10 protein-coding genes are annotated in these 11,360 nt (G+C 39.9%); 2 read left to right on the top strand and 8 right to left on the bottom strand.

Annotated elements, in window-relative coordinates; genetic code table 11:
- Positions 1 to 8: 8 nt before the first annotated feature.
- The 5 genes from uvrB to bioB form a co-directional block, all read right to left on the bottom strand.
- Positions 9 to 2,018, bottom strand: a complete 2,010-nt coding sequence (uvrB, locus tag D7029_RS05700) for an excinuclease ABC subunit UvrB (protein ID WP_194952082.1) — start codon at positions 2,016 to 2,018, stop codon at positions 9 to 11.
- A 470-nt stretch (positions 2,019 to 2,488) separates the two neighbouring features.
- Complete coding sequence (gene bioD / locus D7029_RS05695) at positions 2,489 to 3,172, bottom strand: dethiobiotin synthase (RefSeq protein WP_194952081.1); 684 nt, start codon at positions 3,170 to 3,172, stop codon at positions 2,489 to 2,491.
- Positions 3,165 to 3,929, bottom strand: a complete 765-nt coding sequence (gene bioC, locus D7029_RS05690; protein WP_194952080.1) for a malonyl-ACP O-methyltransferase BioC — start codon at positions 3,927 to 3,929, stop codon at positions 3,165 to 3,167. Before bioC ends, bioD begins: the two co-directional genes overlap by 8 nt.
- Entirely contained in the window at positions 3,904 to 5,067 is a 1,164-nt protein-coding gene (bioF, locus tag D7029_RS05685; RefSeq protein ID WP_194952079.1) for an 8-amino-7-oxononanoate synthase, read from the bottom strand. The genes bioC and bioF overlap by 26 nt, the downstream gene beginning before the upstream one ends.
- Positions 5,067 to 6,104: a biotin synthase BioB gene (gene bioB / locus D7029_RS05680; RefSeq protein ID WP_098943836.1), complete on the bottom strand. Its 1,038-nt coding sequence runs from the start codon at positions 6,102 to 6,104 to the stop codon at positions 5,067 to 5,069. Before bioB ends, bioF begins: the two co-directional genes overlap by 1 nt.
- Positions 6,105 to 6,207: 103 nt before the next feature.
- Between bioB and bioA the strand changes: the two genes are divergently transcribed.
- Complete coding sequence (bioA, locus tag D7029_RS05675) at positions 6,208 to 7,482, top strand: adenosylmethionine--8-amino-7-oxononanoate transaminase (RefSeq protein ID WP_194952078.1); 1,275 nt, start codon at positions 6,208 to 6,210, stop codon at positions 7,480 to 7,482.
- A 74-nt stretch (positions 7,483 to 7,556) separates the two neighbouring features.
- Here bioA and pgl read toward each other — a convergent pair whose 3' ends face one another.
- Entirely contained in the window at positions 7,557 to 8,546 is a 990-nt protein-coding gene (pgl, locus tag D7029_RS05670; protein WP_194952077.1) for a 6-phosphogluconolactonase, read from the bottom strand.
- A 149-nt stretch (positions 8,547 to 8,695) separates the two neighbouring features.
- Here pgl and D7029_RS05665 point away from each other — a divergent pair, with 149 nt between their 5' ends.
- On the top strand, positions 8,696 to 9,517 hold the full coding sequence (locus tag D7029_RS05665) for a pyridoxal phosphatase (RefSeq protein ID WP_088493388.1): 822 nt from the start codon (positions 8,696 to 8,698) through the stop codon (positions 9,515 to 9,517).
- A 76-nt stretch (positions 9,518 to 9,593) separates the two neighbouring features.
- Here the strand turns inward: D7029_RS05665 and modC are convergent, their stop codons facing one another.
- Positions 9,594 to 10,658 (bottom strand): molybdenum ABC transporter ATP-binding protein ModC, encoded by a 1,065-nt coding sequence (gene modC / locus D7029_RS05660; RefSeq protein ID WP_194952076.1) that lies wholly within the window; start codon positions 10,656 to 10,658, stop codon positions 9,594 to 9,596.
- Complete coding sequence (modB, locus tag D7029_RS05655; protein WP_036938363.1) at positions 10,652 to 11,344, bottom strand: molybdate ABC transporter permease subunit; 693 nt, start codon at positions 11,342 to 11,344, stop codon at positions 10,652 to 10,654. The genes modC and modB overlap by 7 nt, the downstream gene beginning before the upstream one ends.
- Positions 11,345 to 11,360: the final 16 nt, after the last annotated feature.

Genomic DNA, 11,360 nt, shown 5'->3' with positions numbered 1-11,360 from the left:
TTCTCTGATCAAGAGTTAGCAATAAACTGAGCGCGTAATGCCTGCAACTTATCACGAGTGCTTGCTGCTTTCTCAAATTCAAGATCTTTTGCATATTGATACATTTCAGCTTCTAAGCGTTGGATCTCTTTTTCCAATTCAGCCGTTGATAGCAATGGATAATTTTCATGAATATCCGCTGCCTTATGCCCTTTCTTATTACGTCCTTGAGAAGGCTGACCAATCTTAAGGATATCGCCCACTTTCTTATTTAACCCTTTAGGCACAATGCCATGCTCAAGGTTAAATTGTTGCTGTTTCTCACGACGGCGTTCTGTTTCACTGATGGCTCTCGCCATTGAATCAGTAATTTTATCGCCATATAGAATCGCTTTACCTTCAAGGTTACGAGCGGCACGACCAATTGTCTGAATCAATGAGCGCTCTGAACGTAAGAAGCCCTCTTTATCAGCGTCTAAAATCGCCACCAAAGAGACTTCAGGCATATCCAAACCTTCTCGAAGTAAGTTGATACCCACTAAGACATCAAACTCACCGAGGCGCAAATCACGAATAATTTCGACACGTTCAACAGTATCGATATCAGAGTGTAAATAACGAACACGCTCGCCATGCTCTTCAAGATATTCCGTTAAATCTTCAGCCATTCGTTTTGTCAGTGTTGTCACCAGCACACGTTCATTTTTTGCCGCACGAATACGAATTTCAGAAAGTAAATCATCGACTTGAGTGGCAACAGGTCGCACTTCGACAATGGGATCAAGTAAACCTGTTGGTCTTACAACTTGCTCAACAATTTCATTACCCGATTTTTCAAGCTCATATTTACCCGGCGTCGCTGAAACATAAATTGTTTGTGGTGCTAATGCCTCAAACTCTTCAAAACGTAATGGACGGTTATCAAGCGCAGAAGGTAAACGGAAGCCATATTCAACTAAGGTTTCTTTACGGGAGCGGTCGCCTTTATACATTCCACCAATTTGAGGGATAGTAACGTGTGATTCATCAATCACTAATAAACCGTTAGCAGGAAGGTAATCAAATAGAGTTGGAGGTGGTTCACCGGGACCTCTCCCTGACAAATAGCGGGAATAGTTTTCGATACCAGAGCAATACCCCAATTCATTCATCATTTCGAGGTCAAATTGAGTACGCTGTGTCACGCGTTGCTCTTCAACCAGTTTATCGTTAGCTAAAAGCACTTTGCGTCTATCTGCGAGTTCTTTTTTAATTTCTTCCATCGCTTCAAGAATACGCTCACGCGGGGTGACATAGTGCGTTTTGGGGTAAACAGTAAAACGAGGCACATTGTAGTGAATTTGCCCAGTTAAAGGGTCAAACAGTGAAAGACGTTCGACTTCCTCATCAAAGAGCTCAACACGTAATGCATAATCATCAGATTCAGCAGGAAAGATATCAATCACTTCGCCACGAACACGAAATGTACCGCGCTGGAAGGCTTGATCATTGCGAGTATATTGTAAATCAGCAAGGCGACGTAAAATGGCACGTTGGTCGATTATCATGCCGTTAGTCAGATGAAGCATCATTTTTAAATAGCTATCAGGATCACCCAAACCGTAGATAGCAGAAACCGATGACACAACAATAACGTCTTTACGTTCTAGCAAGGCTTTAGTGGCTGATAGACGCATTTGTTCGATATGTTCGTTAACAGAAGCATCTTTTTCAATAAAGGTATCAGAGCTTGGAACATACGCTTCAGGCTGATAATAATCATAATAAGAAACAAAGTATTCCACTGCATTTTCAGGGAAGAATTCTTTCATTTCACTATAAAGCTGTGCTGCCAATGTTTTATTTGGCGCCAACACCATAGTCGGACGATTTAGATTGGCAATCACATTGGCAATCGTAAAGGTTTTTCCTGAGCCTGTTACCCCTAAAAGAGTTTGATGAGCAAGACCATCATCTAATCCTTCACAAAGTGAGGCAATAGCGGCAGGTTGATCACCACCCGGTTTAAATTCAGAATGCAGTTTAAAATCTTTGCTCATATTTTCTTCTCCTCGCTGACACTCCTTATAATACTGGATAAAAATCCAGCTTCAATCTCTATCTCATAAAATTTGTCTGAATAATTAGCATAAGTTATCCCCAGTTTTGGAACTGGAATTTTTTCAAAAAGCAACCCCCTTTTTTGTGAATTATTCAAAGAGACACACTGACACCATTCGCTCTATTGATTTTATTTAATTAATTGATATATAAGAATTAAAAATAAAAGTTGAGAATAACGCCAATCTTTAGCAATGCCTTGTATTCTCTCTATTCAGAGTATTTTTATAATGGTAATACACAAGGTTATCCACAGGAATAGTGGATAACTACACAAAGTTGTTATCTCTCGGTAGGTTACGTCTTTTTTTCCACCTTAAAATATCCCCCAAAATTGACGAAATTTATTTTTTTTATTTTTTTATTGGTATAAAAAATAGACTTTTATAATTTACTTAATAACGACCTATCAACTTAGTTTTAAACAGGAAAGATCGAGGTAAGGAGTAAAATCATGCTCTTTTACTTCGTTTAAATAGGGTATTTTGCCTAAGAATGGCGCTTTAATATGCTGTTTTAATGTTGCCAGATACTCTTTCTGATATCGCCCTGCTGGCTCAACTTCATTCGCAACCCAACCCGCCAATGTTAAACCAGACTGAATAATTGCTTGTTGCGTTAATAACGCATGATTAATGCAACCCAATTTAACACCTACAGTCAAAATAACAGGTAGCTTTTCATTGATAACCCAATCAGAGAAAAATTGGTTTTCTGATAATGGCGTAAACCAACCACCTGCCCCTTCGACTAAAACCCAATCGGCTTGCTGTTTTAAGTAAGACAACCCTTCTGACATCACATCAAAATCAATAGGCTGGCTCATTTCTTGGCTAACAATATGGGGCGATGTAGGAGTTTCAAAACAGTAAGGGTTAACACGCTGATAATCTAATTTTACCGTACTGAATTTTTGCAATGTGAGTGCATCTGAATTACGTAAACCTTCATTTAGCCACTCACTTCCCGAAGCAACTGGTTTATAGCCCGCAGTTTGATACCCTTGATGCGCCGCACATTGTAATAGAGCGCTACTTACCACGGTTTTCCCTACTTCTGTATCGGTACCTGTTAAAAACCATGTCTTAGCCATGTGATATTTTTCCTATAACAATTTGATAGGTAAGTAAATATTTACCTGATTCTGTTTTCCACACATTTTCTAGTGCACGAAATTTCTGTCGTGTCATTAACCCTTTTTGTCGATCACCCTGCACAAAATTAGCACCAACCCCCTTCAAAGAAGCAAAGAGCGCATGTAATGAGTCGTATTGTTCTGTGACAGTTTCAGTAGAAAATTGACAATGAAAACCACGACACGCTTTCTCAATATCGTGAAGCGATAAAAAAGGATTTACATGAGGGTGTTTATCAAGAGATTGCCAAGCATCTCTGACTTCTTGCAGTGTCAATGTAGTGAGTGTTGAGAAATAAAGTGCACCTTTTACATTGACTGTATTCATTAATGTTTTAATAGCACCAGATAAATCCTCACACCATTGCATCGCTAAATTACTAAATACAATGTCCACACTTTGTGGTGCAATCGCGCAATGTTCGATATCACTTTGTAAGTAACCATCAGCTCGCTGTTGTTGTTTTGCCACCTGTAGCATGGAGTGTGACAAATCCAGTGCAATAACAAACTTGCCTTGCTGTTTCCATTTTTGGCTGAAATATCCTGTTCCACATCCAGCATCTAACACAATATTGCCACTATCATGATGCGCTAAATCCATTAATTTATTGCCACTGTAGCGCTGAATATTAGCGTGATTATCGTAATGAACAGCGGCTTTACCAAAGGTTTGAGCTATACGTTGTTTATCTGTTTTGACTGAAGAAAGCATGAAGCGTCTCGATTAACAGCTTAATATCTGAAAGATGATGGCGAGTAGTTAACGTTATTCGTAAACGTGCACTTTGAGGAGGTACGGTAGGTGGGAAAATTGCTTTTACCCAAAGTCCTTTAGATTGCAGATAATCTGAAAGTGTTTGGCACAATTGTTCATCACCAATAACTAATGGCTGAATAGCGGTTTTTGAAGGTAATAATTTAACCGGAAGTGAAATTACACCTTGGCGAAAAGTATCAATTAATTGTTGAAGATATTCTCGCTCATTATCCGCTTGCTTAATAACATTTAGAGCAGAATTTAAGGCTATAGCTTGTGCCGGTGGCATTGATGTACTGTAAATAAGGTGACGAGCATATTGTTCGAAAAACTCTGCGGTTAGTTTATTACAAAGCACAGCCGCCCCGCTGACACCAAACGCTTTACCAAAAGTGACTACTAATATTTCAGGTTTAATCCCTGCTTCATCACAACTGCCTCGGCCTTCTTTACCTAAAACACCAATACCATGCGCATCATCAACCATTAACCATGCATGATGTTTTTGGCTTATTGTTGCTATTTCTCTTAATGGTGCTTTATCTCCATCCATACTAAATACCCCTTCTGTTACCACAAAGGTTTTATTAGCTGACGTTTTATTTAGTCGTTGAGATAAAGAATCAGGAGAATTATGTAAAAATCGCCATAATGTCGCGGGTGATAATACTGCGGCTTCCATTAGTGAAGCATGACAAAGTTTATCTGCAATAATTGCATCGTCTTTTTCAAGTAATGCCGAAATGACACCTTGATTAGCACTGTAACCGGATGAAAATAACAGTGCATTATCGTAACCTAACCAATCTGCAAGGTGCTGTTCTAATTGCTCATGAGCTTGTGTAAATCCTGTGATATGCCCTGATCCACCGCTACCTACACCGTATTCATCGGCACCTTGTTGCCATGCTTTAATAACGTCTGCATGCTGGCTGATGCCTAAATAATCATTGCCTGAAAAATTAAGGTATTTTTCATCTGAAATGGTGATCAAAAAACGCCCATCCGCTTGTTTGATCACTTTGCGTTTTCGCCATAATGGCGTATTTCTACGCGCATTAAGTTGTTCATCTAAATAGGTTTGCCAGCTCATTACAGTGCCGCATTGTAAAATTGTTCAGTGTCTTTATTGGCAACAGCTTGTATCAAAGCTTCTTCTTGCTGATTGTCACCCATAGATACTGCTAATCGTTCAGGATTTAAGCCTAATTTACGGAATAACTGGTGATCTTTGTCTTCGGTTGGATTCGTTGTCGTTAATAATTTACAACCATAGAAAATAGAGTTAGCGCCGGCCATAAAGCAAAATGCTTGTGTTTGTTCACTCATTTGCTCACGTCCAGCAGAAAGACGCACATAAGAGCGTGGCATCATGATACGGGCAACGGCGATAGTGCGAATAAAATCAAAAGGGTCGACATCTTCATTATCTGCAAGTGGTGTCCCTTTTATTTTGGCAAGCATATTGATCGGCACACTTTCAGGAGGCTGTGGCAAATTAGCTAATTGCACTAACATTGCAGCTCTGTCTTTAACTTCCTCGCCTAACCCTAAAATTCCGCCAGAACACACTTTAATGCCAGCATTACGTACTTTATCAAGCGTATCTAAGCGATCTTGATAGGTACGTGTCGTCACAATACTGCCGTAAAATTCAGGTGAGGTATCAAGGTTGTGGTTATAAAAATCCAACCCAGCATCTGCTAAGCGGTTGGCTTGTGAATCATCTAATTTGCCAAGTGTCATGCAGGTTTCCATACCCAGCGCTTTAACTTCTTTAACCATTTGCTCAAGGTAAGGCATATCGCGTTCATGAGGATTTTTCCATGCGGCTCCCATACAAAAACGTGTTGAACCTGCTGCTTTAGCTTTTTTCGCAGATTCAATCACTTGCTGCACTTCCATTAAGCGCTCTTTTTCTAATCCCGTTTTATACCGCGCGCTTTGAGCACAATATTTACAATCTTCAGGACAAGCCCCTGTTTTAATAGAAAGCAACGTACTCACTTGGATTTGAGAAGGGTCAAAATGTTGACGATGAACTTGTTGTGCCTGAAAAACCAAATCTAAAAATGGCATATCAAACAGTGCTCTGGCTTCTTTTAGTGTCCAACGTTTTAGTGCGCTCACAATACAATCTCCTTTTTAAAAGTGATTGCCAGTTTAAATAATAGGGTTATCATGTCAACTAAAATTGATCACCATTGGTTTACATGATTAAGTGAAAAATATAATGACACCTGAAGATATCGCTTTCGATTTACGACACATTTGGCACCCATACACTTCGATGAGTAATCCGTTGCCTGCTTACCCTATCGTCAGTGCAAAAGGCGTTGAATTAGTCTTGGCTGATGGTAGAAAATTGATTGATGGAATGTCTTCATGGTGGGCTGCAATTCATGGATATAATCACCCAGAACTCAATAATGCCGTCACCACACAGCTAAGCAATATGTCTCATGTGATGTTTGGCGGCATTACTCATCCACCAGCAATATCACTTTGTCGAAAATTATTAGCGATAACACCAGAACCTCTCGAATGCATATTTCTAGCGGATTCGGGTTCAGTTGCCGTTGAAGTCGCGCTGAAAATGGCATTGCAATATTGGCAGGCTAAAGGTGAAAAACGTCAACGTATTGTGGCGTTAAAACAGGGTTATCATGGCGATACCTTTGGTGCTATGTCAGTGTGTGATCCGGATAATTCCATGCACAGTCTGTACAAAGGTTACTTGCCTAATCATCTCTTTGTGGATGCACCAAAAACAGGTTTTTATGAAGAATGGGAGCCGGCTGATATCAACTCATTACGCTCAACATTAGAGCAACATCATCAAGAAATTGCTGCCGTTATGCTTGAACCGATTGTTCAAGGTGCGGGTGGAATGCGAATTTATCATCCTCAATATTTAAAACACGCAAGAGCCCTGTGTAATGAATTTGATGTGTTATTAATTGCAGATGAAATAGCCACTGGTTTTGGTCGAACAGGTAAGCTGTTTGCCTGTGAACATGCTGAAATATCGCCAGATATAATGTGTGTAGGTAAAGCATTAACAGGTGGATATATGACTTTATCAGCCACTTTAACTACACGCCATATTGCAGAAACTATCAGCCAAGGTGATGCGGGATGCTTTATGCATGGCCCTACTTATATGGGAAATCCTTTGGCTTGTGCTGTTGCTGATGCCAGTTTATCTCTATTAGCAAAAGGCGATTGGATAAACCAAGTTGCAGAAATTGAAAAACAACTAAAACGCGAGCTATTACCGTTAAAACAGGTTAAAAGTGTTAAAGATGTACGGGTTTTAGGGGCGATTGGTGTGGTCGAAATGAACGAGCCCGTCAATATGGCAAAATTACAAAAAATCTTTGTTGATGAAGGAGTTTGGATCAGACCTTTTGGCAAACTGATTTATATTATGCCACCGTTTATTATGCCACCAGCAAGCCTCTCAAAACTCACTCAAGCTATTGAAAAAGTGGTTAATCTCTCATAAACCTTTCATAAAAATAAACCTCTAGCAAGGTAATATTCTGCTAGAGGTTCACAGTAGTTTTTATACTACGACAGTTATTTCGTCACAACGGTAACCCACATTGCGCCTTTGCCTACTGGGTAACAGGCTAATTCAGTTAATGCACCAGTGTGTTTATCAATACGAGAAACAGAAGCAAAATCTGATTTTTGACCACAAGAAATCAGGTAATTACCTGTGTTATCAAGATTAAAACCACGAGGCTGTATTTGCGTTGGGTAATAACCCACAGGTTGCAGGTAATCGCCCGCCTCTGAAATTGCCATCGCACAAATAAAGCTTTCTGAGCGCTCGCTCGCATAAAGGAAACGACCATCAGGAGTGATATGAATATCTGACGCCCAACGGGTACTGTTAAATGTTTCTGGGACGATATCGACCGTTTGCATTAAACGATATAAATCCCCCATATGACGGTATACATTGATTGTCGCATCTAATTCATTAAGGCAATAAAACACATCCCCATTAGGATGAAATGCCATATGACGAGGGCCTGCATTTTGTGCGGTTGTTAGCTCTTCAGTGCCCGCTTCTGTTAAATGACCGTCTTCTGATAAATTAAATAAACGAATATGATCTTCACCTAAGCAAGGAACAATCAGTTGTTTATTATTCCAATCGATATTAGATGAATGAGGCTTATTTAATCCTTCAATAATTTGAATAGGTGATTGAGGGACCCCCATCTCATTAATAGGTAAAACAGCCAAATTGCCTTGATGATAGGAAGGAACAAATAAGAAACGCCCTGTTTTATCTAAACATAAATGAACAGGAGTACTTGGAATGGAAGTGATAGCCTTTTGTTCTAATTGACCATCGACAGCAATCGCAAATGTCACCACACTAAAATGAGGACGAATACCTACATAAAGGTATTTTCCATCTGCACTCGCAATCATCGGTTGTACTTGCCCTGCAACCTCAACAACCTGCAATAAATCCATCTCACCTTCAGTGTTTAATGCATAAACATGGATTTGCTGACTCTCTGGACTTGCTACGTAGACTACCTGTTTCATCCCTTCTCCTTAAAACAGATTACCCATTGATTTATAAAGAATAATAGAACAACTAACGACAACCTGTCACGATTAAGCTAGTTTATCTTTTATTGGTTAACGTGTACCATCAACGACATTGCATCTTAATACTATCAAGGGGCTTATTTATGTCATATCGCGTTATTGCTTTGGATCTTGATGGCACACTGCTTGATGACCAAAAACGTATCCTGCCAGAATCTTTAGAAGCACTCAATCTTGCAAGAAAAGCAGGTGTTAAAGTCTTAATTGTAACAGGTCGTCATCATGTTGCTATTCATCCATTCTATCAAGCACTCGATCTTGATACCCCTGCGATTTGCTGTAATGGGACTTATCTTTATGACTATATTGGTAAAAAGGTACTGGAATCCGATCCATTAACTACCCAAGAAACTAGCGCAGTATTAGATCTCGTTAAACAAACAGATGTACATCACTTAGTTTATGCTGATGATGCAATGATGTATGACCAACTGTCAGCCCCTGTACAACGTACTTTGAAATGGTCAGAAACATTGCCTACCGCACAGCGTCCAAATTTAATCAAAGTCGATGATTTTTATAAAGCTATGCATGATGTTAATGCTATTTGGAAAATTGCGACAACAACGCCTGATCATGATGAATTACGCGCTTTAGTTGAAAAAATTGAGCAACAAGTCGGTTTAGAGTGCGAATGGTCTTGGGTTGATCAAGTTGATATCGCCAAAAAAGGCAATAGTAAAGGCCGCCGTTTACAACGCTGGGTTGAAGCGAATGGCATGAATATGAGTGATGTTATTGCTTTTGGTGATAACTTTAATGACCTTAGCATGTTAGAACATGTGGGCTTAGGTGTTGCAATGGGTAATGCTTCAGATGAAGTGAAAGCTCGCGCTAAAATGGTCACAAAGGTGAATTCACAGCCGGGTATTGCTGAGACTATTCATAAATATATTCTGTCTTAGTCCTATTTTCACCTTTCCCAAAAGACAAAACCTCATCAAAGATGAGGTTTTTTTATCAACAAAGACAACAAATAAATCAAAGATGACGACTTAGCGAAATACTCTTTATTTGCGCATAAAGCCACTGCCCTTCTTGAATATTCAATTCATCTTTTGCCCAAGGCGTGATCCTCGCCCATAAATAATTACCATCATTGACAAGTTTCACATCAACTTGACCATCATTTTTAATGGTTTCAACCACTTTCATATGCAAAATATTACGAATACTGCTATTTGATGGACGAGTCGTTGTTAATGACACATCAGAAGCATCAATACGGACACGCACATCACGACCAATTTTAGTCTCGATTTGAGGCAACCACAGCACTTGGTTACCGAAAGCCGTTGCTGTCATATCGTAATGGCTATGATGTTCTACCACCATCACATTCGCGATACTGCTGAGTGTCTCTTTTTGTAACCACGGACGTAGTGCACTACTTGCCCATACATCTTCCAGCTTGCCTGTCGCCTTAATTTTTCCTGCATCCATCACAATGACGTTATCTGCAAGTCGAATAATTTCATCAAGGCTATGGCTCACGTACAAAATAGGAATTTGTACATCTTGTGAGAGCTTTTCTAAATATGGCAGTAACTCACGTTTACGCGGTAAATCAAGCGATGCTAAAGGCTCATCCATTAGCATAATATCGGGTGCTGTTAATAACGCTCGCCCTATGGCAACACGCTGTTTTTCACCACCTGATAATGTTATCGGAAAACGTGGGAGTAAATGTTCGATACCTAACAAATGAATAATGCGATCAAATTGCACTTTCATTGTTGGAGACATACCGTAAAGCAGATTTCCTTTTACTGTGTAATGAGGAAACAGTCGTGCATCTTGGAATACATAACCCACTTTACGTTTTTCAGGTGGCAGATAAATTTTCTTTTCGGTATCCACCAGTGTGTGATTATTTAATACAATCCGTCCTGAATCTGGCTTGGTTAAGCCACCAATCACATTAATCAGTGAGGTTTTACCGGCTCCAGATAAACCAAAGACGGCGGTAATACTTTCTGTTGGTAGTTCAGTATTGACTTCCAGACGCAGTGATCCTAGCGTCTGTTTAAAATTCATCTCTAGCATACGCCCCCCAATCTTTTACGACCCCAACGAGTTAGCCACTCTGAAGCCATTAAAGAGACGAGCGCCAAAATAATTGCAATAACACATAAACGGGCGGCATCCATTTCCGCACCCGGTGTTTCAATCAAGGTATACATTGCCAGAGGAATAGTTCTTGTTTCCCCCGGAATATTGGAGACGAAAGTGATTGTTGCGCCAAATTCTCCCAATGAGCGCGCAAATGCCAACACAATCCCTGCGATGATCCCTGGCATAGACAAAGGTAACGTTATGGTAAAAAAGACGCGTATCGGTGATGCCCCTAAGGTTCTCGCCGCTTGTTCCATACGTTGATCGACAGCTTCTAATGCTAATCTGATAGCTCTTACCATCAGTGGGAATGCAACGACTGCGGATGCAAGTGCTGCGCCTCGCCAACTAAAGGTAAAGCTAAAACCAAACCAGTCATACAGCCATTCACCAATAAATCCACGTCTCCCCATACTGATCAGTAAAAGATAACCAACCACAACAGGAGGTAGAACTAAAGGTAAATGAATAATGCTATCAAGCAATGATTTACCGGGAAAACGTACCCTAACTAAAAGCCAAGCCATAAAAATACCAAAAGGTAGACTGATAATAACTGCAACAGTCGATACCTTAAGGCTTAGTATGATGGCTTGCCATTCGTATTCACTTAACATCTCCAAAAGTATAATT

This window comes from Proteus vulgaris, from assembly GCF_016647575.1.
GTDB classification, from domain to species: Bacteria; Pseudomonadota; Gammaproteobacteria; order Enterobacterales; family Enterobacteriaceae; genus Proteus; species Proteus mirabilis_B.
Note: the sequence above shows the minus strand (reverse complement) of the source record. Positions and strands in the feature narration are given on the sequence as shown.

Excerpts from the sequence above, each read along its gene's own strand:
- pgl (WP_194952077.1), bottom strand. The coding sequence starts at position 8,546 with ATGAAACAGGTAGTCTACGTAGCAAGTCCAGAGAGTCAGCAAATCCAT.
- bioC (WP_194952080.1), bottom strand. The coding sequence starts at position 3,929 with ATGCTTTCTTCAGTCAAAACAGATAAACAACGTATAGCTCAAACCTTT.
- bioA (WP_194952078.1), top strand. The coding sequence starts at position 6,208 with ATGACACCTGAAGATATCGCTTTCGATTTACGACACATTTGGCACCCA.
- D7029_RS05665 (WP_088493388.1), top strand. The coding sequence starts at position 8,696 with ATGTCATATCGCGTTATTGCTTTGGATCTTGATGGCACACTGCTTGAT.
- uvrB (WP_194952082.1), bottom strand. The coding sequence starts at position 2,018 with ATGAGCAAAGATTTTAAACTGCATTCTGAATTTAAACCGGGTGGTGAT.
- modB (WP_036938363.1), bottom strand. The coding sequence starts at position 11,344 with ATGTTAAGTGAATACGAATGGCAAGCCATCATACTAAGCCTTAAGGTA.
- bioD (WP_194952081.1), bottom strand. The coding sequence starts at position 3,172 with ATGGCTAAGACATGGTTTTTAACAGGTACCGATACAGAAGTAGGGAAA.
- bioF (WP_194952079.1), bottom strand. The coding sequence starts at position 5,067 with ATGAGCTGGCAAACCTATTTAGATGAACAACTTAATGCGCGTAGAAAT.
- modC (WP_194952076.1), bottom strand. The coding sequence starts at position 10,658 with ATGCTAGAGATGAATTTTAAACAGACGCTAGGATCACTGCGTCTGGAA.